Genomic DNA, 25,182 nt, shown 5'->3' on the forward strand with positions numbered 1-25,182 from the left:
CACACAAGAAGAACCAAAGCGCGATCGTACTTTTGTTACCAGCGATCGTATTGTTGTTATTGGCGATCGCAAGTGTCCTTTTTAATCTTAACTCCCCAAAGGTCGCCATCAACATCATCCGCGATAGTTCGCCCTCAAAGAGAACGTCTACTGAAGTTGTTTTTTAATTGCCTGTCTTCTTTTGTTGCGGGTAGGTCGTCTTTGTTTGGCTACTGCTAAGTAGTCTTTTCTGGCCTTATTACGGTAGGTTATTGGTTTTTTAGGGTTTTTTTCTTTGATTTGTTTATACAGGATGTCTAGGATTTTTTCTGTATGAACTATGGCTTTATTTAATAGTCCTAAGTCCGTCGGATAACTAATATCGGCTGGGGCGCAGGTTGCATCTATGATTAGTTTACCGCGATTGGGTGACTCATTTTTGGCGTCCGAATCCTTTTTTTTTTCGGGTTTGATTGGCGTGATTTTTCGCATTTTTTCAACCATGCGTTCGTTCACTTTATTAATTAGTTTGGGACTGATTTGTTGCCGAAAATGTACTAATAGTGATGGATCAAATGGTAGTTCATTACTGTAGCTTGATAGACCGATAAAGTATTGCATATAGGGGTTTTTCCGGATCTGTTCTACTGTTTCAAGGGTCGCTAATTCCGAGTTTTTATTTGATAATTAATGCCCCCAATGCCATCCGAAATGATTTGGCTGGTGCCCCCTTTTCTGTGGGGAAATTTTTAGCATATTCTGATTCAAATTCTGACCACGGGATTAGTTCGCCCATTTTTACCCAACGGTTGTCTGATGACAACCTTCCTCCGAAAGGCAATTCAAACTCGGATGGGAGGCTGGAGGCAAGCTCAGCTTTTTTGTACATGATCGCAGGTGGTGATGCACGGGTTTTGACCTATTTTACCTGTTTATCTTGCACTTTATTCTCGATCGCGCGCTCGCGTAACCCAGGCTAAGTAACACGCGATCGATATATTCAGCAAACCCTAGTTATAGCCATGTATTGTTGGTGAAACCCGCCCCTACAGAATTTAGATATTCATCTAATTTCTGATTGTGTGGCTGGAAATACTCCCGCAATCGCTGATTTGCTACTTGATTCCCAGGCTGATAATTAGCACCATTATATTTTTGGTAGTGATTGAGTTGAAAATCAGGCACACCTAAGAATTCAAAAACTTGTTTGAGTGCAATAGCGGGATTCGCATAAAAATCTTCGCTTTGTAAAATTAAAAACTGATGTTTGGGAAAAAGTTGCAACCACTGTTTGAGACTATAAAAATACAGGCTTTTGTAAATGTAATGGCAATCTTTCCAATTATTTCTATCTGCTAAACTTGTTTCTGTAGCACCATCCAGCAATTTTAATTCTGCATCGATCGCACTTTCAAAACTCCGGGTTTCCGTACCGCGCCTGACAAGCATTTGATAGTGCGAAAAAGCCCGATCGCCCGGATGTCTCAAAATCACAATCAGCTTCATTTTTGGTAAGCACCCGTACAGTCTTTCTGCCGCCAGCGGGTGCGTGAGATAGGTAGGAGTTGCTTCTCCTGTCAAAAAATCGTGCCCCTCTGTTTCCGGGGGAAAATGCGCTTGATACCAAGCAAGTCCTTTGTTGAAATGTTCGGAAAAAAAACAGATTTCTTTATTGGCAGCGGCTAAAATTTGAGGGTGGGAAGTGATATATTTGTATAGCGAAGTTGTGCCGCATCTCGGAGAACCGATGATTGTGAAATCGGGCGATCGCAATTTTTCGGAATTCCATTCTATTTTAGACAATTCCGGGCGAGATGCTACAGTTTGTAAACGGACTGCGGTTTGAAAAAGTGCGATCGACTCCTGAATTTTTCCCTGCTTGCTCAGCGCCACTGCCAAGTTAATATAAGCTAACGGAAAATTGGGCAAATTTTCGATAACTTGGCGGTAAACAGCAATAATATCGTCAATTAGCGGAGAATTTTTAGGCAGCGGCGCGTATAGTAGGGGGAAGTAAGCAGGTGTAAAGTTTGGTTGCAAGATAATAGCTTGTTGCTGACAGACGACTGCCTTTTCAATTTGCCCATTTTGTTGCAGCGCTTTTCCCAAATTGTGGTAAGCTAAGGGCGATTTTGGATTAAGTTTAACCGCAGTTTCATAAAGGGCGATCGCCTCCTCCAATTTCCCCTCTTGTTTGAGTGAATCTGCCAAAGTACAGTCATCAAAACTCATAATGGAATCCTGTAATAACCCCGCATCATTACCTTAATATCTAAATGCTTCATTTGGGCAGTGGAAGCATCATGAATCATATTCTCAGTCGGGGCAATGTAAGCCTCTCCCGGTGCAATTCTCAGCTTCACAACAGGATAATCTGGATAGCGCTGCATAAACTCATTAGTTAACTGTCTCGTCCAAGGTTTGTTAACATCCGAGTCGCGACAGCCCAACATTTCAAAAATATCCATTTCAGTCAAATTAATAAACAAAAAGTAACGGCTGTCTAAACCTAAGTTGACACAAATTCTATTAGTTGAATCCTGCTTTTTCGCCAGCGGCAGTCCGTCCCAACTATCAGTATGCAAACCGTTGCGACATCCCCGTTTATTATCAATTGTCGCCGTACTCAATCCCGACTGTCTGCCTCCCATACCGCCGATAAATGGTGGCGCATCCGACATACAAAAAGGCTTAAAATACTCAATTAAGTTGTCAAGCACCTGTCGGCATTTTGGCTCATTTTTAAACTCAGCAACCTGTAGCGGAGTTGTTAGCGCAGCCATACCGGAAGCAGCAAACAAAGCTAAAATATCCGACGGTAAACGCACAATTCCTACACCTGAATAACTTGGCGGTGGTTCCTGTGTCCACAGCAAAGCCGACTCCTCGGTTGTCGGTTCTCTCCAAGGTTCTTGAGGCATAAAAGCCGCTTCACAATATTGAATTCTCCCTGGTACGTTATCAAAAGCTGGCTGCGTACCTGAACTCAGCCACACTCTAGGAATTTGCAAATCTGGTTCTGTAGTTTCTAATTCCAGATTTTGACACCGATAAATTACTATACTCCGGCGAAGATGGGACATTTTTGCTCAATCATAAAAACCAGTTTGTAGTAAGGAGTTTAGTCCTTTATTCTGAATATCTACAGTCAGGACCGATCTCCTTACTACGAACTGGGAAGGACTCAAGTCCTGACTACAAAATCATTGCCTTATTGCCGCAATTTTGTTTAATGAGTGCAGTGAGTGCAGTGAGTGCAGTGAGAGCACATAGCCCCTACTTCAAACCCTTCTGCATTCGGAAACTGCCAGAGAGTTTGCGTTAAAGTTGCGGGGTCAATATCCGGGCGGGGAACTGATGAAAAAGTCAAGACGCGGGCTTCGTCGTCTGTACTTTCTACCAAAATTTCGCCATCAGCAACTTTAATTGCATCTCGGTGTAAAATGCTGATCCCAAACATATTAGTCATGCCCAATTCTGACAATTTATCCGCAATTTCCTGAAGAAATTCAGCATTGTTGACCACTGCTTCTGACCGTTCCACTGCTGCTGATACAGAATCAGTAACTCTGACAAACTCTAAGGGAAACCAAACCGATTCGCCAGATATTGTATTGTGTTCTACTTTCCACATATAGGGAATAGCATCACTGTATTCTGCCGTGGGCTTGATATAAGCATTGTTGCCATCAAATTCTTCCACTAATCTTTCGTTATCGGAGAGGTCGAAGTGTTTGTGCAGCAAACAGATACCAACCTGCTTTTGCAAACCGTGACGGCGGACGATCGCGCCCAGTTCTGTCATTTTGTCTTTGGCTTGCTCTAGCAGGTCTTTCGCAGTGAAAAAATGATCTAAACAATCGAAAACATCTGGTTTGTAAGATGTCAGCATATAGGTTTAGGTTCCCTTTTAAGTATCCACAACTAGAGAGTATGTAAATTTTGAGTAAATGTCAACTATTTAATAAAAATAAACATATTGACATTTTTATACACGTAAAATTATTGACAATATGTGAAGAAATACAAAGGGTTGTTACTTTTTAGACCCTAAGCTAAAATAAATATAAAGTATTCAGGTTAAAATCACTTAAAATGATATATCCACCTGCACCTTGGAAGTTGCAAGGGTATGCGATCGCCACTTTACAATTAGTAGATGTTGCACTCGTGCGCCCCCTGGTTCCTGCGGAGTTAGAAATCATCTCTGTGTTTCCCGGAAAAACCCTGGGTGGAATTTATTTCTCCTCCTATGGGTCAGGTTCCGTAATGGAATATAACGAATTAATTATAGTTAGTGGGATAGCCAATTATGGTGGCAAATGTGGCGCTTGGATTTCCCACATTTATGTAGACAATCCTAACTCTGTAGCAGGCGGACGCGAGATTTGGGGACTACCTAAAGAAATAGCTCAATTTAGTTGGGAAGGCAGCGATTCGATCAAAGCATCATCCCTGGGATACCGCATCACTGTGCGTCAAGGAAACTGTCAACTGTGCAGTCTCAGTTACAGTCAACAAGGTTGGGCGTTACCGCTGTCTTTGAGTGGCAATGTTTTCAGTGCCAACAGCAATAATTTGCTATTTTTTCAAGGACAATTTCAATGTCGCACCGGATTGATTCGAGGCGAATTAGAAATACCTCAAGAGAGCCCTTTTGCCCGGTTGAACTTAGGTCAGCCTTTGCTAACTGTTGCCTGCAAAGAACTACATTTAATCGCAAATGGGCCGGAAGTTGTCGGTAACAAAGCAGTTGAGTTCAGCTATTAAGTAGAAGGAAGAAGGAAGAGGTCCCCCCCCCCTGCCCCCCCCAAGGGGGGAAGGAAAAAGGAAGAATAGCAAGCCAGTAAGCTTTTGAGCGATTTGAATCTTGCATTTAATTAGGTGGACTTACTTAACTAAGCAAGTGCTAAAATCAAGATAAAACTCAGAACCCCGAATTATTTAATAATTCGGGGTTCTCACAGCATAAATTATGTAAAAATTGCTAATTTTTTTAAATGCCAGCGCCCGGAGCAGCTTCTGCACCCATTTCTAAAACAGTACCGCGCAGAAAATCAATTTGCTGCTGAAAGTCCATGCCTTCAATCTTGCCTAATAATGCTTTTCCTGCTTCTGGTAGCTGATAGTCAGCAGGCATGGGAATAATAGTTCCTTCGTCCATTCCGACTGCTAAGAAATACCAAAAAGCCAGCTTTGTTTCTGGACTCAGGGAGCCATAAATGCGGCTAATCTCAGTATTCGCTTTTGAGGCAATATCGCGCATCACTTGCAGTTGTTCTTCGTGGGGCAATTCCTTGACGCGATCGAACAAACCCTGAGCGATTTCGGAACCAGCAGCACCGGGAGCAGCAGGGGTAATCGATTTGCCCATTTCTGTGTAAACAAACCACAGTAAACCTAATTGGTCGTCTACACTCAAGGTCTTGATGTCTGCTTTTCCTTGGTCGTAAGCGCTGGTGGTGGTAAATGTCATTCGAGCCTCCAAAGGGTAATTTATTGCTCAGTTCTCTGATTAATTTGGAAAACTGTTTTTAGTTCTTAATGAAAGTTAGCGAATAAACACTCCACCTAGAATCTTGCTTAAGATAGAGATGATCCCCAACGTAATTTATGGCAGTAAATTCGCCCAAAACTGAAAAAATTGCCACCAAAGAATGAGGCGGATTGGACAACATTGTTGTACCTGCTACTGATTAAGATTGTTTAGTAGATCGATCGGACCTCAAAAAATAGATCCCAGACTTCTTGAAGAAGGCTGGGTTCTCAAGCTGACGCATCGGGTTTCATTCAAAAAAAAGGCTAGCTTTTGGCTAGCCTATCATCAGGAGAATTGTAGATCAAACTCTTTTAAACTTTAGCTAAGCAAACCTGAAATGCCGCCCACTGCGATCGCACCTGCTAAAGCCGAAACAGCTACAGAAGTGAGAGCCGTACCGAACAACCACCAAGCAGCACTTGCAGCAGCTTCCCGCGCTTCTTCTGCTTGGTGTTTAGCCTTCTCCTTAAGTTGTTTGATGCGTTTTTTCGCTGACTCTTGCAGGCGTTCTGAGCGCGACAGAACCGTGTCCCGTGCTCCTTCAATCTGGTCGATAATTTTGTTAGCATTAGCTTCGGAAATATCTGGACGAGAGCTAATTACAGCAACTAAAGTTTCCCGATCGAACTGACTTACACGTTCCTTAATCGCCTCAAATCCTGCCTGGGGATCGTCAAATACTTTGCGGAAATCGCGCTTGATACCTTCATAATTAAGTTCCGGGCGATCCAGAGAATTGAGATAATCCCGAATTTTCGCGAAAATACCGTCTAGTGCTGACTGAAACTTTTCCTGAACCATTTGAACTTGTTCGACAAATTGGTTGCGAACGGTTTCAATTTGGTCGGCAATTTTGTTAGCTTCTTCTTCCGAAATATCCTCCCGCTGTGACAGCAAGGCTACCAGAGTCGAGCGATCGAAATGCTGGAGGCGATCGCCCAAATTCTGCATCCCCATTCCGGGTTCGCTAAACAACAATTGTAAATCCCGTTTAATACTTTCAGGATTGAGTTCTTCCTTGTTAGTATTCCGCAAGTAATTTTCCAGACTTCCTTGGAAATCCCGCACAGTTGCTTGAGCGCGAGAGGCCAACCGGCGCGGAGATTTAACAATGCTGCGGATCTCATCCAAGATGCGATCGATCGTCCGATTGATCTGTTCTTCGCTCAAATCTTCCCGTTGTGAAAGCAACTTGACCAAAGTTTCGCGATCGACATGAGAAAGTCTTTCGCGCAAAGCCAAAGCACCCTCTTTCGGATTCTCAAATAGTTTGGTCAAATCTCGGTTAATACCTTCTGGATCTAGTTCTTCCAGGTTGGTATTCCGCAAGTAATCGCCAATCTTAGTAGTAACTTCTTCGTACTGCTCCTTAGCTTTATCTGCAACTATTTGCGGCGCGTGGATAATGTTATCGCGCACAGATTCAATCCGGTCGATCGCCTGATTTACCTGTTCTTCGCTGAGGTCTTGGCGCTGTGACAGCAATTGCACCAGGGTATCGCGATCGAATTGAGATAAGCGTTCCTTCAGCGCCTTAAAGCCTGCTTGCGGGTCTTCAAACAAAGTTTGGAACTCGCGCTCAATACCTTCAGGATTGAGTTCTTCCTTGTTAGTATTGCGGAGGTATTCTTCTACCTTTTGGCGCAATTCTTGCGCTTTCGATTTCGCTTGCTCTTGCAATTCCTGAGCTTTAGAAATCACTCGATCGCGCGAACTTTCGAGGCGACCGATTAATTGGTCGGCTTCTTCGGGGCTGAAATCTTCCCGCTGACCTAGCAACTGTACCAAAGTATCGCGATCGAATTGCGACAGGCGATCGCGCAAAGCCTCAAAACCAGCATCCCGGTCTTCCAACAGCGCTTGAAAATCCTTCTCGATACCTTCAGGATTCAATTCTTCCTTACCAGTCGATCGCAAATAATTTTCGATCCGACTCCGCAAATCTTGAGACTGTTCCTCAGAAGCAGCACCTTGCACAATTTCCAGGACTTCCTGGCGGACACTTTCAAGCTGTTCAGCAATTTCCTTTGTCTGTTGCTCAGTAAAACCTTCTCGGCGACCGAGAATCCCGACAAAATACTCTGGATTAAACAGTTCTAATTGGTGTAAAATAGCACCGGGAGCAGCTTCGGGGTCGTAAATAACATCCCTAAATTCCTGCTTAATAGTCTCTCTGTTTAAATGCCAAGGCTGAGAATTTAGCAAATAATTCTCCACATCTGCTTTCACCGTATGGAAAGAAAATGCAGGGAATTTATCCGCCACCTTAGACCCCAGAGATTTAGCTGTTTCCGTTCCTTTAGCAGTGAATTCCTGTAACTTACCAGAAATTTTTTCCACATCTAAATCCGACAAATCCGTCCGCGACAACAAAGTTCCGACTAGAGCTTCGACACCCAACTGCATCGCTCGGTTCATGCCATTGCTAGACTCAGATTTGTTTTCTGTAGTTGCCAAAACTTGAGATAGTTTGGCATTCAGTTCATCAGACTTCAGCAAATCCGGTGCCGCCGACTTAAGAAAGTTAACCAACTCTAACTTGGGGTCTTGCTGCTGTTGCTGCTGACCGAATGCTTGCTTCCATACGCCTTCAAGTTGGTCTGCAACTTGATTTATTTCATCTTTGGAAAAATCAGTGCGACTGCTAACTAAATCTACAAAAGTCTGGCGGTTAACATTTTTCAGAACATCGCTTCCCGCCAAAGATTTGATATCCGCATCGCCCAGCAACTTTTCAAATTGACCGCGAATTTCTTTGACATCTAGCTTCGGTAACTGCAAAGAACCAACATAATCTTGTACTGTTTCGCGAATGCTGTCGGGGTCTACCGCCGAACTCAATTCGCGGCGGACAGCGGCTATAGATGCCTCTACAGTATTGACCATTTGGTCGCTGGCCATCTTCCCGCTCATGGCTGCACCGGCAGTACCCATGACGCCTTGAACGCCGGAAAATGCTGTTTTCATCAAGGAACCAATCAAGGAACCGACGGCGCTAGAACCCAGCCAAACCAGAGTTAAAAAGTAGGCAGCCCAGATGACAACACCAATAATTGCCGCTCCATCTACGCTAGCAATAGAAGTTAGTTTGACTGCGAGAAAACAAGCCAAAAATAAGGCTATGTTGACTGTTACTAAAATCCAACCGCCTACTAGACCTTCTGTTTTACGAAATTTCGTGCCTAAACTTTCTGACTCGTCATCGTCATCGAGTAAAGCCTCATCCCAATTAGATATTTTGGCTGCAATCGAAAAGTTGGTTAACAAAAATTGGAAGCCGAAAGCCATAATCACTCCGGCGATTAAGGCTACAAAGAACTGTGGGCTTAAAAACATTAGCCCTCCGATATCCGGGTGGTCGAATGGTACGTTTTCTAACATAATTTACCTCCAACATTTTCAGCCTTATTAGGCATAGTTAAATCTATCCCCAATTTTCTGGAAGGGGATATTGCCATCTTTAGATGGTTTTTGGGCAATTACAAGATTTTTGAATTATGAGTGAGTTACTGCTCAGTAGCCATCTCCCATTTTGGCAATATATTCAGTTGGGATGCTTGGTAACTCAGCAATCCAAAACAATCGTTTTTAATGGCGATGCTTGTATATATTTATCATCGCAACAGGGGTTGATAAATTAATCCCTCTAAAGTCTGAAATTAGTTTGGCAATAATTTAAGAACGCAGAGTTCGTTTAAAAGCACCAAATCCGATGCCGTGGGCGATCGCCACCAATTATAAATATTAGTAAAGTACGCCACAGCGTACCCTAAATATCGTAGAGTGCGCTATCAAGTTATGATTTTGTTGGATGATTACGGTGAAAATTAGCTAGTAATTGCGAGCGATCGAGCTGCATAATCAGTAGCGTGGGACGGAGGATTCCTATTGATAGTTTGGCAAAATATTATTCATATATCTAATATATATCTCCTAAATATCTAAGAGACATCTCGTAAAAAGACTTTCCAGAACAGGTCGCACCCTTGTTCGACAATAATTATGGGAAAGGTCTCATCAAATCTGCCTTGCCTCTGATAATATCAGAAGTTAATGTGAGATTAAAATCATTCAGTCATTAAAGGAAATCACCGATGCGACTCTCTCAAATGCTTTTTGTCACCCTGCGGGAAGACCCAGCCGAAGCTGAAATTCCCAGCCACAAACTATTACTCCGTGCGGGATACATCCGCCGCATCGGTAGCGGGATTTACGCTTATCTGCCTTTGATGTGGCGTGTGCTCAAAAAAGTCTCCCAAATTGTGCGGGAAGAAATGGACGCCACAGGCGCTCAAGAATGCCTCTTACCACAACTCCAACCGGCCGATTTGTGGCGGGAATCGGGGCGCTGGGATACCTACACTCAAGCTGAAGGTATCATGTTTGCTCTCACAGACCGTCGCGATACAGAATTGGGATTGGGTCCAACTCACGAAGAAGTAATTACTACAGTTGCTAAAGATATGATTCGTTCTTATCGGCAATTGCCTACACATCTGTATCAAATTCAAACTAAATTTCGTGATGAAATTCGCCCCCGTTTTGGCTTGATGCGCGGTCGTGAATTCATTATGAAGGATGGCTATTCTTTCCACTCTAGCGAAGAAAGCCTGAAAAAAACTTATCAGGATATGGCTCAAGCTTACAGCAATATGCTGAGGCGATCGGGCTTGCAATTCCGAGCAGTAGATGCTGATTCGGGAGCCATTGGGGGCTCTGGTTCCCAAGAGTTTATGGTGTTGGCGGAAGCTGGGGAAGATGAAGTTCTTTACACCGAAGATGGTCAGTATGCTGCTAATTTAGAAAAGGCTGTGTCTATACCTGCTGATGCCAAAAATTCCCATTTTACAACTTTTGAAAAGCGAGAAACACCGGGAACAGAAACCATTGAAAAACTCTGTAAGTTTCTCAAGTGTTCTCCTACTCAAGTTGTCAAAAATGTACTTTATGAGGCAGTTTATGACAGCGGTACGACTGTATTGGTACTGGTCAGCCTTCGTGGCGACCAAGATGTCAATCAGGTAAAATTGCTGAATGAATTAACCAAATTAGCGGGAAATTATCAAGCAAAAACTATCCTATTTTTGACTGTTCCAGATGCGGAAGCTCAGCAAAAATGGGCCGCTAAATCTTTGCCTCTGGGTTATATGGCTCCTGATGTTGCTGATGATTACATTGCCTCGAACCCCCCCCAACCCCCCCTTGGTAAGGGGGGGCAACAAGACTCAAATCCCCCCCTTGGTAAGGGGGGGCAACAAGACTCAAATCCCCCCCTTGGTAAGGGGGGGCAGGGGGGGGTATCTCCCAAGTTTTTGCGTTTAGTCGATCGCACCGCAATTGACTTGACAAACTTTGTCACTGGCTCGAACGAATCAGGATACCACGTTGTGGGAGCAAATTGGGGCCAAGAATTTCCCCTACCGAATTTAGCAGTAGATGTCAGGAAGGCCAAAAAAGGCGATCGGGCTGTGCACAATCCCGAACAAACATTGCAAACCGCCAGAGGCATCGAAGTCGGCCACATCTTTCAATTAGGGACAAAATACTCCCAAGCAATGGGCGCTACCTACACTAACGAACAAGGCGAAGAAATGCCCTTAGTTATGGGTTGTTATGGCGTTGGTGTGTCGCGGTTAGCTCAATCAGCCGTAGAACAATCCTACGACAAAGACGGGATAATTTGGCCAGTGGCGATCGCCCCTTATCACGTTATCATCAGCATCCCCAATATTTCCGACACTCAACAAATGGAAGTCGCCGAAAAACTCTACGCAGAACTCAATCAATCTGGCATTGAAACTCTGTTAGATGACCGCGATGAACGTGCAGGAGTTAAATTCAAAGATGCGGATTTAATCGGCATTCCCTATCGAATTGTTCCCGGTCGTTCCCTGAAATCTGGTAAAGTTGAAGTAGTGGAAAGAGCGACTCACAAATCCCAAGAAGTTCTCATCGAAGAAGTAAATTCCACCTTAAAACAATGGATTGAGGAAGCTATCCAATGATATATTTTACTGGGATTTAAAATTAGTAGTAAGGACTTCAGTCCTTTCCTGTTAGCATGGACAGGACTATAGTCCTCACTACAAAGGTTTTTTTATCTTATTAGGATTTAAAAAATATCAACCTGCTAAAAATTAAATCTAGATATGAACCTGAACTTAAATCAGTTTCTGCGATTCCCTCAATCTGGAGTTGGACGATACTTAGTTCAAGTAGCTTTCTGAAGCAGCTCTACGTTTAGAACAAGAAAAATCCGATCGCCTGTTGCTAAATATTCTGCCCCAGCCCATCGCCGAAAGGCTCAAACAAGACCAAAGTATCATTGCCGAGACATATACTGATGTTACTGTTTTATTTGCAGATATAGTCGGTTTTACCCAAATTAGCTCCCAAATTTCTCCAAGGGAATTAGTTTCATTGCTGAATGAGATTTTTTCTACCTTCGATCAGCTAGCAGAAAAGCATGGTTTGGAAAAAATTAAGACCATTGGTGACGCTTATATGGTAGTGGGAGGACTGCCAATGCCCCGTAGCGATCGTGCAGAGGCGATCGCCCAAATGGCCCTCGATATGCAGCAAGCAATTGCCCAATTCAGCCATAGCCACAGCCAAACTTTCAGCATCAGAATTGGCATCAACAGTGGCCCCGTTGTCGCCGGAGTCATTGGTATCAAAAAATTCATTTATGATTTGTGGGGAGACACTGTTAATACCGCTTCCCGGATGGAATCCCACGGGTTAGCAGGACGCATTCAGGTGACACCTGCAACTTATGATATATTGCAAGAAAAGTATTTATTAGAAAGTCGAGGGACAATTGAAGTGAAAGGCAAAGGTAAGATGAACACTTATTTTATCAATGGCATCAAATGAATTAATTTAATTTATCAAACTAAGTATGAACCAAAACAATAGTCAGTTTCGTCTATTTGTTCTATCTAGAAATTGGCAATATTTAGGAAAAGTAGCTGCAATTGCGCTCGTTTATATTTTAGGAGCAAAACTGGCAGTTTCCATTCCCGGCATCAATAAATTAGCTACCTGCGTGTGGCCCCCCGCAGGAATTGCCCAAGCTGCACTTTTATTGTTTGGGTGGCGCTTTTGGCCAGGAGTAGCATTAGGGGTTTTCTTTTTTGAAAAAATCGACATGAAGGTCTCCTTAATCTTGTCATTAGTCTCTGCTTTTTGTGCTTGTTTGCAATCTTTGTGTGCCTTTATTTTACTGAATAAATTAAAATTTCGACAGTCACTGGATCGACTGATAGATGTTGTGAATTTAATTTTTTTTGGTGCCGTAGTTGCTACTCAAATCAACTGCACTCTGGGCACACTGCGCTTATGTTTAACTGGTCTAGTTGACTGGAACCAATATTGGGAAATTAGGTGGAATTGGTATCTGGGAGATACGTTAGGAGTTTTGATTTTTGCTCCCCTGTTGTTGATTTTATACCAAAAACCAGCAACAGCCGATCGCCAAATCAGCAGCATAAATCGAATCTGGGCAGGAATAGGCCTGATGTCATTAATCGCAGTCAGTTGGGTAGTATATAGTTCCAAAGCAACCCCTACTTTTTCAGGGTATCCCCTGGAATACTTGCCATTTCCCTTAGTAATTTGGGCAACCATTCAATTCGGTCAACGTGGCGCTGTCATATCATCTTTCCTCGTATCCAGCATCGCCATTTGGGGGGGGTCTCAGGGGGCTGGTCCTTTTATTACTAAAGCACAAAGTATCAATCAAGCAATCTTATTTTTGCAGGCTTTTATGAGCGTAATTGTTATTACCTCTCTGCTGTTGGCTGCAACTGTAGCTGAACGCGCTTCAGCGGAGAATGCACTGCGGCAAAGCGAAATTAAGTATCGGGAATTAGTGGAAAATGCTAATAGCATTATTTTAAAATTAGACCGGGTAGGAAATATTACATTTTTCAACGAATTTGCACAGATTTTTTTTGGTTATGAGGAAGAAGAAATACTAGGTAAAAATGCAGTAGGAACAATTATTCCCCATACAGATACCATAGGAAACGACTTGACAGTAAAGTTGAGAGATATTTTACAAAATCCCGAAAAGTACACGCGCAATGAAAATGAAAGTATCCGGCGCAATGGCGATCGCGTTTGGGTATCCTGGGCAAATAAACCGCTGTTTGACGAGGCAGGAAAGTTCGCAGGAATGCTGGCAATCGGTACGGATATCACAGACCGCAGGCGGGCAGAAATGGAGCTTTACAAGCTCAATGAAGAGTTAGAATTTAGAGTGCAAGAACGGACTAATGCGCTAAATGATACTTTAAGTGCACTGCGAGTGCAGCAGGAACAATCAGAACGGTTGTTATTGAACATTTTGCCACAACAAATAGCCGATCGTTTAAAGCAAGGAGACAGTACCATCGCCGATACTTTTTCTGATGTTACTGTTTTATTTGCCGACATCGTAGGTTTTACTCAACTCAGTGCGACTGTTTCTCCAACAGAATTAGTTGCCTTGTTAAATGAAATTTTTTCAACATTTGACTACCTAGCTGAAAGACACGGTTTGGAAAAAATTAAGACCATTGGTGATGCTTACATGGTAGTAGGAGGACTGCCAATTCCTTGCTTAGATCATGCAGAAAAAATCGCCCAAATGGCCATTGATATGCAACAGGCAATTACCGAATTTAGTAAGCTGCATAATCAAATTTTTAGCATCAGAATCGGCATCAATACAGGTCCGGTGGTGGCGGGAGTGATTGGGATTAAAAAATTTATCTATGATTTGTGGGGAGACACTGTTAATACCGCTTCCCGCATGGAATCCCACGGCTTGCCGGGGTGCATTCAGGTGACATCCACAACCTATCATAAATTGCAGGAAAAGTATATATTTGAAAGTCGTCCTGCAATCGAAGTTAAAGGCAAAGGTCTGATGAATACTTATTTATTAAAAGGTAGAAATCAGTATTAAGCACTAAAGTCCTTACTACGAACCTAAAAAAGAGGTTTGTAGTAAGGACTTTAGTCCTTTCTTGGGATCGAAATTTCTTACATTTTGTATAGGTTAATTCCAGCTTCCTTCGCCATAATTTCCAAACCCTTGTGTTGCAAGGTTTTAATGGCCTTTGTGGAAAGGTGCAGTTTCACCCAGCGTTTCTCCTGTGGCCACCAAATCCGCTTCCACTGTAAATTTGCTTCTTGCAACTTGTGAGTGCGGTGGTGTGAGTGAGAAACTGCAAAACCATTATTCGCTTTCTTCCCTGTTAGCTGACATTTCCGTGACATATTGCCCTCCAGATTACTGTTTTTTGCGTGCAGCCTTTCACTCTAGCAGATTTTGGAAATTTACGCATCCTGTGCGATCGCCACAACCTACTCTTTGAAAACAAGTTTTACTACCTTAGTCGCCACTGGCGATCGCACAAGTTTTACTGGTGGGGCGCTAGTTTTTTCTGCGTCAAACTGCAAATTCTCGCGGCGTGTGGCCGAACCGACTCACCGATTCCCAGTCCGACGGACTGAGAATAAAACAGTGAAAGTTGAACTCGATGGGGATTCATCAAGAAATTCATCAGTCCTCCGAGAGATTTTGTGGCCTAGGGCGATCGGGTTGGGAGTCGTTGTGCCGATCGGATGCAGGCGATCGCCTGCATCACGAGTGCAGCAGGTTGCGTTACAAGTAGTCTATTTGTAGTATGTCGCTGGGGATTCTGCGTAGCAATTCTTAATGCCAGCAACATATTCCCTGGGTCAAGAGATTGGTACACTGGAGGACGTGGAAATTACAGCAGGTTTGCCTCCCTTGATTCCACCCCGACTACCAGACCGTAGTTCAGTGGAAAAAAACAGAGGCTCCCGCGGGCGATCGCAATACCTGAAAACTGAAACCAGCCAGTAGTTATAAGCAGAAATCCAATAAAAATATGGTAGATTCCCTCAAAAAACCAACTTTTGAAGAAATGCGGCCGGGAGTGAAAACCCCAGCCAAAGAAACTATTCTCACACCGAGATTTTACACAACAGATTTTGACGAGATGGCAAAAATGGACATCTCGATCAACGAAGCCGAACTAGAAGCAATCATGCAAGAGTTCCGCGTTGACTACAACAAAAATCACTTCGTGCGGGATGAAGAGTTCGCTCAATCTTGGGATCACATAGACGGCGAAAAGCGCCAGTTATTCATTGAATTTCTGGAACGTTCATGCACGGCTGAGTTTTCTGGCTTCTTGCTATACAAAGAATTGGGACGCAGACTCAAGGGAAAAAATCCAGTGCTCGCCGAAGGTTTCAACCTGATGTCGCGAGATGAAGCGCGGCACGCCGGATTCCTCAACAAAGCTTTGTCAGATTTTAATTTGTCCCTGGATTTGGGCTTTTTGACTAAGAGCCGCAGCTACACTTTCTTTAAGCCAAAGTTCATTTTCTACGCTACTTACTTGTCTGAAAAGATTGGTTATTGGCGCTACATCACCATTTACCAACACTTAAAGGCTCATCCAGAAGACCAAATTTATCCGATTTTCCGATTCTTTGAAAATTGGTGTCAGGATGAAAACCGCCACGGAGATTTCTTCGATGCGGTGATGAGAGCTCAGCCTCAGATGTTGAACGATTGGAAGGCAAAACTTTGGTGCCGCTTCTTCTTGCTGTCGGTATTCGCCACCATGTATCTCAATGATATCCAGAGAGCCGGTTTTTATCGATCGCTCGGACTAGATGCTCGCGAATACGACATCGAAGTCATCAAAAAGACCAACGAAACCGCCGGTCGAGTATTCCCAGTCATGCTAGATGTGAACAATCCAGAATTTTATGACCGTCTGGATGTTTGTCTCAAGAACAATCAAAAATTGACCGCAATTGTTGAGTCAAATACTCCCAAATTCTTGCAATTGTTCCAAAAATTGCCTCTGTATTTGTCCAATGGCTGGCAATTACTGAAGCTTTACTTCATGAAGACAATCGAATCACCTTCTGTTGAGGGTGCTGTGCGTTAAGTTTGGATTTTCACTCTTCTTTTATGGCGGTTCTGCGGCAAGCGGAGCCGCTTTTTTTTGTATAATGTTAGTATTAAGAAGTTATGACTTAAGTGCGATGGAATTTCAAATGCAATTGAGCGAACTTTACGAAGGAGTTAGTGTTGAGATGAATGATGACTAATATGAAATCGGGAAGACGCAACTCTTTTGCAGATTACAAACCGGATGCACACAACTGGATAACTTTGATGACCGGAGAATACTATCCAGATATATTACAAGAGGCTTGCCAACTTTACCAAGAAATTGGGTCTAAAGCCCCGTTACTTCGACTACGCTCAGCACATCGCCTTGTAGGACGGCTTTTCTTTAACTTCCGGATCATCTCTCTAAGCACGTCATTTTGAGTGCGCTCCGATTTCTCGCAATATTTCAAAAGTATTTCATACTCTTCGTTAGAACACCGAACCGTTAATTTTTTAAGGCCGTCATATTGCTGTCAACCTATGGTAGAATACTAGCATGAAAACACTGAAGTTTAAACTCTACGCACACAAACGGAATAGACACCTCAAGCGCACAATTAATGCTGCTGGGGTGATTTATAACCATTGCATTGCCCTACACAAAGAGTGTGGACAGGTTCTAGAAAAACTAGATTTATCAGTTCGAGAGTGGCGTTGTCCCTCCTGTCAATCGGTTAACGGAAGAGACGAAAACGCCGCTAAAAATATTCAAGCAGTCGGGGCATCGACTGTTAGCTTAGGTGATGTCAGACAGGCTAGTCCTGCAATTACTGCTTGAAGCTAGAATCAAGAGTGCGTTCACGCCCGGGAGTATGTCAAGAACCAGTTTTAGTAATGTTTGGACAATTACTCACGACTTCTGAATCATCAGTGCGCCTATTTATACAGATTTCAGAGGTTCCTAGCACATGGATGCGAGTTCAACTTCTCAGGGTGTTTCGCAAGTATGTTAGCCCTGAGATTCCAGTTGAAATGCTCAGAAGAAAAAAAAAGACAACGGATATTTGCAACCAGTTTGGAAGTCGTTTTAGGCCTGTTCAAGAAGTTCAAGCTGCATACATGACTCGTCCAATTCCCGACGAGGCAATGTCAGCTTTGTTGTGGGAATACAAAAGTCGTGGTAACAAAGGATACGACCTAACTGAAAGGTTTTTTTCCTTATTCCGCTTACATTTTCCATACTTGGCAATCCGAGGACCAGAGCGAGCCGGAAAAGATATTATGATGGGAAATGTGTTCGCAAACTATCCAAACCCGAAACGCCCTGTTGATTTTGCGATATACGATATTAATGAAAATGAATTGCTGGCAATAGGATTAGCACGATATGATTCAGATAGAGGTGGTGCACAAGAAGACGATCGAACAGGTGGCTATCGTAGCTGTGCCGATGAAATCCTCAGTTACACACAAGATCGCAACTTAAAAACTAAGGTAATTTTTTTAAATGATGGGCCTGGTCTTTTACTCGGTTCAATGTGGGATGACTACGCAAATATTGAAAATAGTTGGCCAGAAAGAATTATTGTATTGACACTGCGCATGGTTCCCGATCGGATTACAGTGGAATGGCTACGTTCTTGAAAATAGGAGTGACAATGGCTACTGGTATTTCTAAAAAACAATCGCAGGGTCAAGCTGCATCAAATTTTAGTGAAAGCCAACTAAACAATAACTTGGATGCGTGCTTTTCATATCCAGGAAAAGTGCCTGCAAGTGAAGTTTTAGACACCGATAGAGCTGAGTGTGTAAAACTGTGGCCTCGCAATGAACAGCCAAGTACGGCAAATGAAAACCGTCTTTACTATGGTGATAATTTACCAATTTTAGCATCTTTGCTCAAAAATAGTTCAGTAAAAGGTAAAGTAAAATTAATCTATATAGATCCGCCTTTTGCAACTAAAAGTATATTTAAATCTCGTTCTCAGACTGATGCTTATTCTGATTTATTAGCAGGCAACAACTATATTGAATTTGTTCGTAAAAGGTTGATATTGTTGAGAGAGTTATTAGCTGATGACGGTTCAATATACGTACATCTTGATGAAAATATGGCTTTTTATATCAAGGTAATTATGGATGAAGTTTTTGGTTCGCGTAATTTTAGAAACTGGATTACTCGTAAAAAATGTAACCCTAAAAATTACACAAAAAAGACTTATGGAAATGTTTCAGATTTTATTCTATTTTATAGTAAATCAGATAATTATATCTGGAATCGTCCAGTTGAAGAATGGACGGATAAGCGCGCTAACAAAGAATATGAATACATTGAAAAAGAAACTGGGAGGCGATATAAAAAGGTTCCGATTCATGCACCGGGAGTCCGAAATGGCGAAACTGGCAAGTCTTGGAGAGGGAGGAATCCGCCACCGGGAAAACATTGGCAGTTTCCACCTCAAACACTAGATGAGATGGATGCTAGAGGGGAAATATATTGGTCGGCGACTGGAAATCCCCGTCGCAAGATATATTTGGATAGTAGTAGTGGGATTCCAGTACAAGATATTTGGCTTGAGTTTCGCGATGCTCACAATCAAAATATTGAAATTACAGGTTATCCAACTGAGAAAAACCGCGATCTACTTAGTAGAATTATTCGAGCTTCATCAAATCCTGATGATTTAGTGATGGATTGCTTTGCTGGTTCGGGTACGACTTTGAGTGTTGCTTCGGAGTTTGGGAGGAAGTGGATAGGAATTGATAATAGTTCCGAGGCGATCGCCACTACTTTGCGCCGTTTTGCTAAGGGTTGCGAACCCATGGGCGCTTTTGTCAGCCAGCCCACATCCCTACACCAGAATACATCAAATGACGAGTCTCGACAATTATCGCTTTTTAACTTAGATGAATGTCGGTTTAAGGCTGAGTCTATACCTGAAAAAAGCGAGATAGTTAATAACTTTGCTCTTTATGCAACTGATTCCTTTGCTGGGGAACTAGAAGATATTGTGAAGCAATGGATAGAATGGCAGTAGCAGCGTAGAAAAGAATTCAAGCGCTTCTGTAAAGGCTCTTTCAGCAGCAGCATCCCGGTTTCCCCCGGACTGCTGCGATACCCCTTGACTAATTTTCATCGCACTGGGTGCAGCCACCGCCGGGACTCCTAGCAGGATAGCCACACCTACAGCTATCCCCCAAACCCACAGCCGGAGATTCATAAACACCCCTTAAACCAGACCTTGTTAATCGGTATCATAGTCGATTTGGTAAGGACACCGCACCGTGCCGTGTTCCTGCACTTCATAAACCTCGGATACGCTCTAACAGGTAAAATCAACCGAATTGGATGATGAAATTCTCCTTGCGAGTGCGATTCGGATATAACCACCGACAAAACGTCAATGGATATAACCATTGACGAAACACCAACGGATATAATCATCCACAAAACACCCACGGAGGACACGGCAATCCCAATTGGTGTCAACTTAACGTACAACCAATAGTCCGGCAGGGGTTTAAACCCCTGCCTCAAAGCGAAAGTCCTCTCGAAGAGGACTAATGAGTTCTTCAGTCCTCTTGAAGAGGACTTTGACTATTAGACAGGGAATTGATTCCCTGGCGGACTGCCGGGTAAGTGGGAGGACTGGCGGACTAAAAGCTTAAGTTGACACAAATGGGCTGGCGCGCCGTGTCCTGATGGTTCGGCTTCGCTCACTCTCAAATCTACTATCTACTATCTTTTTGATGCCTTTTATGAAAGCGAACAAAAAACTATTCAACCAATCGAATTTTGTTTTTACCCTGGGAATGCTCGCTGTGTTCCTCATGTCCTTAACTCTCCGTTTTTGGGAACTAGAGCGATTTAACACTTTCGTATTTGACGAGGTTTATTACGCTAAATTTGCCAACGATTATCTCACCAAAACGCCTTTTTTCAACGCTCACCCGCCGCTGAGTCAGTACATAATTGCCGTTGGCATCTGGCTAGGCACTCACCTTCCCTTCGGAAAAACCGCCGTAAACAGTATGGCTGGTTCCCTACTTTCTCCTTGGGATTACCGCTGGCTCAACGCTCTCACCGGCTCCTTTATTCCCCTAGTTGTGGGAGCGCTAGCCTATCAGCTCGTTAAACGCCGCAGTTATGCCTTTATTGCTGCTTTATTTGCCGCCTGCGATGGTCTATTTTTAGTCGAATCTCGCTACGCACTGAATAACATTTATCTAGTTTTATTGGGAATATTAGGTCAAATATTTATTTTAAAATCAGTGGAAAAAGAAGGCAAAAACCGCTGGGTTTTGCTAGGGCTATCGGGGGCTAGTTTCGGCGCTGCCACTGCTATTAAATGGAACGGATTATGGTTTCTTTTTGGAACTTATTTAATTTTAATCTGCGCTTGGATGGTGCAACTTACTCAACAAAATCAAGAAGAACCAGAACTGGAAAACCAGGAATTATCAACAATGCTTCCGGCGGTAAGTCCAGTCCAAAAATTGACGAAACTCAATTTTTTAGAAGTAGGGCTAAGTTTAGCTATTATTCCTATTGTAGTTTACAGCATCTCTTGGATTCCTCACCTCCACTTTAATCCAACTCCCGATTTCTGGCAGATGCAAACAGAGATTTTGACTTATCACCAGCGGATTAAGAGCGGCCCAGACGTGCATCCTTACTGTTCCGCGTGGTACGGTTGGCCTCTGATGCTGCGCCCGATAGTTTACTTCTACAAAACTGCTACGAATAATTCACAACCAGACCCTGTTTTGCCACCTTTGCCAACTGGTGCGACTAAGGTAATCTTTGACGTTCACGCGATGGGGAATCCCATGCTTTGGTGGCTGTCAACTTTAGCTTTAATATTAGTAGTAGTAATTTTGGTTAACCGCTTTTGGGTTTGGCAACAAACCCGTAACGAGGATTCTGTTACTCTCCTGGAACAGCAGCAGCTATTTGTGTTTCCGCCCACTACTGAAATGTGGTTAATGTTATACTTAATAGTTAACTGGGCTGCTAATTTGCTGCCTTGGGTAAAGGTGACTCGTTGTGTATTTTTATATCATTATATGGGTTGTTCTGTATTTGCAACGCTGGCACTTGCTTGGTGGGTTGACAGGTGGATTAATAGTCATCAAAATCGTCTCCGAGGGATGGCGGTGACAATTATTTTTATGGTTTTGGGTGGTTTTGCTTTCTGGATGCCTATTTATTTGGGACTCCCTTTGTCGGAACTTGAATGGAAAATTAGGATGTGGCTTCCCTCTTGGATTTAAGTTATACCAGAAGGAAGAAAATTAGAGGAGTGACAAATTGCCCAGAAAAACAGCGGATATAGAAGGGATGGCGCGGACACCTCATCTTGTTGAACTAAACAAAGAAATCCGTGAATTGATTATAGACTATGCCATAGGAGCGGCTATTTTGGGACTGAATCCACTCCCAGGAACTTTGACTTTTACATTGCTGGCTGCTAGTGTGTTGCTGTTAAAGATGATGCGGGATATTGGGGGTAAATGGGGCTATCCCAAAGGTCAAGATGCTTTGGCGATCGGAGGCAATTTTTTTGGTGGTGTGGGTTCTTTTTGGATTGCGTTTATGGCTTGGATCTCAATGTATGTTGCGGGTTTGTTTGTGCCTTTTGTTGGGGGTTTTGCGGTGGCATCATCGCTGTTTGCCCTGACTTGGAGATTGGGACAAGCAACGCACCTTTATTATGCCAGTGGTTGTCAAAAGAGTCAATTGTCTAATATCAAATCTAAAATTATTTGAGTTATGGTAAAGTATATTAATTTAAAACTTACCCGCCGAAAATTCTTACTTGGAGGATTAGCCGCCGCGTCGGCTGCGACGGCAATACCTGAATATTTGCGCCGTCTAGCAGAAAGCGATCGCCAGAAACAAGTTTTAGCCTTACTCAACGACAGAGATGCCGATAAATTTTTCCAAAAAACCTTAGAAGCTGATGCTAAAAAAATTAATGAAGCGCGACAAATTCAGGCATCTGTTAAGTTATCTCCCCCACCTATTCCCTACAATCGTGAGATTTCTAAACTGCTGATTCAGTGCAGCAAATTAGCCACGCAACAGTACCTCAAAGGCAAGATCGATCCTAGCTATAATGGCGATATCAAATCGCTGCCAGCTTACACGGCTCAATTCAAAGACTATACTCAAGTTTCTGCGCTCAAAGGAGTAGAAGCGAGTATTTCAGAACAAGTAGAGGTAGATATTCCTCAGTCACCAACATCCCCAAATAGCGATACAGATCCCATCGGCGACAATGTAGATAATGCTCAGAAGGTAATTAAAAATACTGCTAAAGAAGTAGTTAAGATAAAAAAGAAAATTCCGGTTTATTTTGGTTTTGTTCTGAGTTCAAAAAAACACAATATTATTGTGTTTCGTGGTACTCAAAGAACCATTGAATGGATACTTAATATCAATGCCCTTTATGCTACAAACGATCGCAAAGTTGCCAGTCCGTTGTATGGTGCTATTCACCCTGGTTTTTCTACAATCTACAGTAATATTTCTGTTCAAACCCTTGAGGCTGCCAAAAAGCTAAATCCGTCGGTTCCTTGCTACATATCGGGACACAGTTTGGGTGCTGCGATCGCTACTTTAGCTGCGATCGACATTGCGGTGAATATTCCTCGATTGCAAAAGCAAGTCCAGTTGTACACTTATGCTAGCCCCAGGGTAGGCGATCGAGTTTTTGCCAGAGAGCACAATCGAGTTGTACCCAACAGCTATCGAGTGGTGAATTTAGCAGATGCTATTACCCTTGTACCTTTTACTGTATTCTTTAAAACTGAATATGTCCATGTTGGTGAAGAATGGTCTTTTTTGGCGCAAAATGGTGATGTGATGCCGAATCATGTGGTGGATACTTACCGAAGTGCGATCGACAAAGAAGCTGAAACCAATAAACCGCGAAACTATCCCAATTCAGGCTTGAAATAGGGTGGATTCGGCGATTGAAATCCCTAAGCAAATCAAACTTTCGGGGAGCATCCCGATTTTGCATAGGCGAAGCATGACCGCAGACAATTTATTAGTGATAACCAGAGATTTACAGCGGTCATGCTTCGCCCCTACGAATATATTTGCAAAACACAGATGCACCAAACTTTAGTCCCAGCAGATGGGGATTAATTAATTTAAGATGGTGTTCCAGATTTATGATATAATGCTCGATAAACAGGTTCGCCGCGTTGGAGTCTACCAATTTCTCTTTCCGTCGCCACAGGTAGGGGATTTTCTGCTAACCATTCGCCATTGTTTTGACGCTGAAAACTAGGGTGAGATGAAAAGCGATCGCACATTTCCGTTTCTACTTCTTCAATATCAGATTGCATAAAAACTTCGCCACCAATTGCCATATAAGTTGCAAAATCATTGACTAATTCCGGTTGCACTACCCGCCGTTTATGGTGTTTGTTTTTAAACCAAGGATCGGGAAATTGAATGCTAACTCGCTGCAAAATACCTGGCGGCAAAGTTTCTAAAATGGGCTTCAGAGAACTATTGGCATTGCCAAATAAATAGTGGAGATTTGTCAAGCCTTTTTCATCCCGCCAAACATTCGCCTCTTCTACCAGAGGTTCCCGAATTTCTAATCCTAGAAAATTCCAGTCTGTTTGGAGTTGCGCCATGTGCCACAAAAACCTTCCCCTACCGCAACCGATATCTAAATGCAGTGGCAAATTTAAGTCAGCATAAATTTTTGTCCAATCCGGGGGATTTACGGATGCTTGATATCGAATGGATAGGGGATTGACGTGTTCCCGAACTCTAACTCTTGCCAATTTTGATGTCTCCTTAATGTGATTTTTAACCGCAGATGAATGCAGATTAATGCTGATAATTATTGATTTTTGCGATGGAGTATATTTTTTTTCACGAATTAGCGATCGCCAAATTAGAAATGAAAAATGGCATGATTACGATTTTTCATTTCTAATTATTGTATCAAGCTTCTGGTTCAATGCCTGCTGCTCTTAATTGTGCAGCTAGTCTTTCCGATCGTTCTCGTTCTTGTTCCGCTTGCTGTTGAGCGATCGCCCTTTGCTGCCTTTCTCTTTCTACCATTTCTGCTCCCCACAATAACATCTGTCCGCTTTCATCCCACCAGCGCAACCAATATCCGGTTCTTTCGGCTTTTGTTCCCTGCCAAACACCCAGAAATAGCCCAACTCCTGCAACCCAATAACGACCATTTAAATCGGGTTGCTGTGGTTGATACCTTCCTCCTGAATCCAACTGGTAGACTTCTAGCACTCCGGCGGCGGGTTCAAAGATTACATAGATTGGAACTCGCAATACTTGTTCGTAAAAAAACCATTTACCGGGGGGATAACTTGGCTTGATTGAATATTCATCGTTGGGACTAGCTGACAAGAACTCCATCACGATCGCCGGAATGTCCCCTTCTAAGTTGGGAGTGTAACTGCGGCGAATTTCTTGACTGGGAAGCGCTTGTACGTTGCGGGCATAAAACCAATCTGGAGCTTTGATAACTAGCTTGCTGTCTACTGTCGCACAAATGCCCATATTTGGAGCAATTAATATTCCTGCTACTATTAGCCCTGCAATTTCTAAGATTTCTCGCAAGGCAGCAGCGAGCAAGGGCTGGTCGATGTTTTCCACAGGTTCCTCGTCTAAAATAAAATCGGCGGGCAATTTTTCCCAGGTAATTTTCAAGTCGGCTGTACTGACTGTCATGGTATTTTA

21 protein-coding genes and 3 pseudogenes are annotated in these 25,182 nt (G+C 43.0%); 13 read left to right on the forward strand and 11 right to left on the reverse strand.

Annotated features, from left to right (window positions below; translation table 11 throughout):
* Positions 1-150 precede the first annotated feature (150 nt).
* The 4 genes and pseudogenes from P2A85_RS11010 to P2A85_RS11025 all read right to left on the reverse strand — a co-directional run.
* Positions 151-868, reverse strand: a pseudogene (locus P2A85_RS11010) (transposase); the annotation flags it as partial.
* Positions 869-993: 125 nt separating this feature from the next.
* Positions 994-2,211: a tetratricopeptide repeat protein gene (locus P2A85_RS11015; RefSeq protein WP_377479688.1), complete on the reverse strand. Its 1,218-nt coding sequence runs from the start codon at positions 2,209-2,211 to the stop codon at positions 994-996.
* On the reverse strand, positions 2,208-3,062 hold the full coding sequence (locus P2A85_RS11020) for a hypothetical protein (RefSeq protein WP_377479691.1): 855 nt from the start codon (positions 3,060-3,062) through the stop codon (positions 2,208-2,210). The genes P2A85_RS11015 and P2A85_RS11020 overlap by 4 nt, the downstream gene beginning before the upstream one ends.
* 146 nt (positions 3,063-3,208) lie before the next feature.
* Complete coding sequence (locus tag P2A85_RS11025) at positions 3,209-3,871, reverse strand: glycerol-3-phosphate ABC transporter substrate-binding protein (RefSeq protein WP_377479694.1); 663 nt, start codon at positions 3,869-3,871, stop codon at positions 3,209-3,211.
* Between the two features lie 203 nt (positions 3,872-4,074).
* On the opposite strand from P2A85_RS11025, the gene P2A85_RS11030 reads away from it, so the two are divergent.
* Positions 4,075-4,749: an acetoacetate decarboxylase family protein gene (locus tag P2A85_RS11030; protein ID WP_377479697.1), complete on the forward strand. Its 675-nt coding sequence runs from the start codon at positions 4,075-4,077 to the stop codon at positions 4,747-4,749.
* Positions 4,750-4,975: 226 nt separating this feature from the next.
* Here the strand turns inward: P2A85_RS11030 and P2A85_RS11035 are convergent, their stop codons facing one another.
* Positions 4,976-5,455 carry an orange carotenoid protein N-terminal domain-containing protein gene (locus P2A85_RS11035; protein ID WP_341737344.1) on the reverse strand — a complete coding sequence of 160 codons (480 nt, stop codon included), beginning with the start codon at positions 5,453-5,455 and terminating at the stop codon, positions 4,976-4,978.
* 381 nt (positions 5,456-5,836) lie between these two features.
* Positions 5,837-8,899: an MFS transporter gene (locus P2A85_RS11040; protein WP_377479700.1), complete on the reverse strand. Its 3,063-nt coding sequence runs from the start codon at positions 8,897-8,899 to the stop codon at positions 5,837-5,839.
* Between the two features lie 713 nt (positions 8,900-9,612).
* On the opposite strand from P2A85_RS11040, the gene proS reads away from it, so the two are divergent.
* The 3 genes and pseudogenes from proS (at position 9,613) to P2A85_RS11055 (ending at position 14,471) form a co-directional block, all read left to right on the forward strand.
* Positions 9,613-11,523 carry a proline--tRNA ligase gene (gene proS, locus P2A85_RS11045; protein WP_377479703.1) on the forward strand — a complete coding sequence of 637 codons (1,911 nt, stop codon included), beginning with the start codon at positions 9,613-9,615 and terminating at the stop codon, positions 11,521-11,523.
* A gap of 217 nt (positions 11,524-11,740) precedes the next feature.
* A pseudogene (locus P2A85_RS11050) lies at positions 11,741-12,394 on the forward strand (adenylate/guanylate cyclase domain-containing protein); the annotation flags it as partial.
* Between the two features lie 25 nt (positions 12,395-12,419).
* The gene (locus P2A85_RS11055; RefSeq protein WP_377479706.1) at positions 12,420-14,471 is read left to right on the forward strand and encodes an adenylate/guanylate cyclase domain-containing protein; all 2,052 of its coding nucleotides are present in this window, start codon (positions 12,420-12,422) and stop codon (positions 14,469-14,471) included.
* A gap of 77 nt (positions 14,472-14,548) precedes the next feature.
* On the opposite strand, the gene rpmB is transcribed toward P2A85_RS11055, so the two are convergent.
* Positions 14,549-14,785: a 50S ribosomal protein L28 gene (rpmB, locus tag P2A85_RS11060; RefSeq protein ID WP_332978372.1), complete on the reverse strand. Its 237-nt coding sequence runs from the start codon at positions 14,783-14,785 to the stop codon at positions 14,549-14,551.
* Between the two features lie 52 nt (positions 14,786-14,837).
* Between rpmB and P2A85_RS11065 the strand changes: the two genes are divergently transcribed.
* The 3 genes from P2A85_RS11065 to acsF are packed head-to-tail and all read left to right on the forward strand — an operon-like array spanning position 14,838 to position 16,500.
* Positions 14,838-15,194: a hypothetical protein gene (locus P2A85_RS11065; RefSeq protein ID WP_377479708.1), complete on the forward strand. Its 357-nt coding sequence runs from the start codon at positions 14,838-14,840 to the stop codon at positions 15,192-15,194.
* A gap of 33 nt (positions 15,195-15,227) precedes the next feature.
* Positions 15,228-15,398 carry a hypothetical protein gene (locus P2A85_RS11070; RefSeq protein WP_340521184.1) on the forward strand — a complete coding sequence of 57 codons (171 nt, stop codon included), beginning with the start codon at positions 15,228-15,230 and terminating at the stop codon, positions 15,396-15,398.
* 25 nt (positions 15,399-15,423) lie between these two features.
* Entirely contained in the window at positions 15,424-16,500 is a 1,077-nt protein-coding gene (gene acsF / locus P2A85_RS11075; protein WP_377479711.1) for a magnesium-protoporphyrin IX monomethyl ester (oxidative) cyclase, read from the forward strand.
* 277 nt (positions 16,501-16,777) lie between these two features.
* Here the strand turns inward: acsF and P2A85_RS11080 are convergent.
* Positions 16,778-16,945: pseudogene (locus P2A85_RS11080) on the reverse strand (hypothetical protein); the annotation flags it as partial.
* Between the two features lie 59 nt (positions 16,946-17,004).
* Between P2A85_RS11080 and P2A85_RS11085 the strand changes: the two are divergent.
* From P2A85_RS11085 to P2A85_RS11095, 3 genes are all read left to right on the forward strand, one after another.
* Complete coding sequence (locus P2A85_RS11085; protein WP_377479714.1) at positions 17,005-17,286, forward strand: zinc ribbon domain-containing protein; 282 nt, start codon at positions 17,005-17,007, stop codon at positions 17,284-17,286.
* A gap of 194 nt (positions 17,287-17,480) precedes the next feature.
* The gene (locus tag P2A85_RS11090; RefSeq protein ID WP_377479717.1) at positions 17,481-18,092 is read left to right on the forward strand and encodes a hypothetical protein; all 612 of its coding nucleotides are present in this window, start codon (positions 17,481-17,483) and stop codon (positions 18,090-18,092) included.
* Positions 18,077-19,486 carry a site-specific DNA-methyltransferase gene (locus tag P2A85_RS11095; protein WP_377479721.1) on the forward strand — a complete coding sequence of 470 codons (1,410 nt, stop codon included), beginning with the start codon at positions 18,077-18,079 and terminating at the stop codon, positions 19,484-19,486. The genes P2A85_RS11090 and P2A85_RS11095 overlap by 16 nt, the downstream gene beginning before the upstream one ends.
* Here the strand turns inward: P2A85_RS11095 and P2A85_RS11100 are convergent.
* On the reverse strand, positions 19,448-19,669 hold the full coding sequence (locus P2A85_RS11100; RefSeq protein WP_377479725.1) for a hypothetical protein: 222 nt from the start codon (positions 19,667-19,669) through the stop codon (positions 19,448-19,450). The genes P2A85_RS11095 and P2A85_RS11100 overlap by 39 nt on opposite strands.
* Positions 19,670-20,207: 538 nt before the next feature.
* Here P2A85_RS11100 and P2A85_RS11105 point away from each other — a divergent pair.
* From P2A85_RS11105 to P2A85_RS11115, 3 genes are read left to right on the forward strand one after another with little or no spacing between them, the layout of a single operon-like run.
* Complete coding sequence (locus P2A85_RS11105; RefSeq protein WP_377479728.1) at positions 20,208-21,722, forward strand: dolichyl-phosphate-mannose--protein mannosyltransferase; 1,515 nt, start codon at positions 20,208-20,210, stop codon at positions 21,720-21,722.
* A 37-nt stretch (positions 21,723-21,759) separates the two neighbouring features.
* Positions 21,760-22,218, forward strand: a complete 459-nt coding sequence (locus tag P2A85_RS11110; protein ID WP_377479731.1) for a hypothetical protein — start codon at positions 21,760-21,762, stop codon at positions 22,216-22,218.
* Between the two features lie 3 nt (positions 22,219-22,221).
* A complete protein-coding gene (locus tag P2A85_RS11115; RefSeq protein ID WP_377479734.1) occupies positions 22,222-23,412 on the forward strand; it encodes a hypothetical protein in 1,191 nt (396 codons plus the stop codon).
* Between the two features lie 197 nt (positions 23,413-23,609).
* On the opposite strand, the gene trmB is transcribed toward P2A85_RS11115, so the two are convergent.
* Both trmB and P2A85_RS11125 read right to left on the reverse strand, forming a co-directional pair.
* The gene (gene trmB, locus P2A85_RS11120) at positions 23,610-24,257 is read right to left on the reverse strand and encodes a tRNA (guanosine(46)-N7)-methyltransferase TrmB (RefSeq protein ID WP_377479736.1); all 648 of its coding nucleotides are present in this window, start codon (positions 24,255-24,257) and stop codon (positions 23,610-23,612) included.
* 163 nt (positions 24,258-24,420) lie between these two features.
* Complete coding sequence (locus P2A85_RS11125) at positions 24,421-25,173, reverse strand: Uma2 family endonuclease (RefSeq protein WP_377479739.1); 753 nt, start codon at positions 25,171-25,173, stop codon at positions 24,421-24,423.
* Positions 25,174-25,182 lie beyond the last annotated feature (9 nt).

It is taken from the genome of Microcoleus anatoxicus (assembly GCF_042465725.1).
GTDB lineage: Bacteria > Cyanobacteriota > Cyanobacteriia > Cyanobacteriales > Microcoleaceae > Microcoleus > Microcoleus anatoxicus.

Coding starts and splice junctions, on each gene's coding strand:
- P2A85_RS11025 (WP_377479694.1), bottom strand. CDS start 3,871: ATGCTGACATCTTACAAACCAGATGTTTTCGATTGTTTAGATCATTTT.
- proS (WP_377479703.1), top strand. CDS start 9,613: ATGCGACTCTCTCAAATGCTTTTTGTCACCCTGCGGGAAGACCCAGCC.
- P2A85_RS11085 (WP_377479714.1), top strand. CDS start 17,005: ATGAAAACACTGAAGTTTAAACTCTACGCACACAAACGGAATAGACAC.
- P2A85_RS11055 (WP_377479706.1), top strand. CDS start 12,420: ATGAACCAAAACAATAGTCAGTTTCGTCTATTTGTTCTATCTAGAAAT.
- P2A85_RS11040 (WP_377479700.1), bottom strand. CDS start 8,899: ATGTTAGAAAACGTACCATTCGACCACCCGGATATCGGAGGGCTAATG.
- P2A85_RS11100 (WP_377479725.1), bottom strand. CDS start 19,669: ATGAATCTCCGGCTGTGGGTTTGGGGGATAGCTGTAGGTGTGGCTATC.
- P2A85_RS11125 (WP_377479739.1), bottom strand. CDS start 25,173: ATGACAGTCAGTACAGCCGACTTGAAAATTACCTGGGAAAAATTGCCC.
- P2A85_RS11015 (WP_377479688.1), bottom strand. CDS start 2,211: ATGAGTTTTGATGACTGTACTTTGGCAGATTCACTCAAACAAGAGGGG.
- acsF (WP_377479711.1), top strand. CDS start 15,424: ATGGTAGATTCCCTCAAAAAACCAACTTTTGAAGAAATGCGGCCGGGA.
- P2A85_RS11070 (WP_340521184.1), top strand. CDS start 15,228: ATGCCAGCAACATATTCCCTGGGTCAAGAGATTGGTACACTGGAGGAC.
- P2A85_RS11030 (WP_377479697.1), top strand. CDS start 4,075: ATGATATATCCACCTGCACCTTGGAAGTTGCAAGGGTATGCGATCGCC.
- P2A85_RS11115 (WP_377479734.1), top strand. CDS start 22,222: ATGGTAAAGTATATTAATTTAAAACTTACCCGCCGAAAATTCTTACTT.
- P2A85_RS11105 (WP_377479728.1), top strand. CDS start 20,208: ATGAAAGCGAACAAAAAACTATTCAACCAATCGAATTTTGTTTTTACC.
- rpmB (WP_332978372.1), bottom strand. CDS start 14,785: ATGTCACGGAAATGTCAGCTAACAGGGAAGAAAGCGAATAATGGTTTT.
- P2A85_RS11020 (WP_377479691.1), bottom strand. CDS start 3,062: ATGTCCCATCTTCGCCGGAGTATAGTAATTTATCGGTGTCAAAATCTG.
- P2A85_RS11090 (WP_377479717.1), top strand. CDS start 17,481: ATGCTCAGAAGAAAAAAAAAGACAACGGATATTTGCAACCAGTTTGGA.
- P2A85_RS11035 (WP_341737344.1), bottom strand. CDS start 5,455: ATGACATTTACCACCACCAGCGCTTACGACCAAGGAAAAGCAGACATC.
- P2A85_RS11095 (WP_377479721.1), top strand. CDS start 18,077: ATGGCTACGTTCTTGAAAATAGGAGTGACAATGGCTACTGGTATTTCT.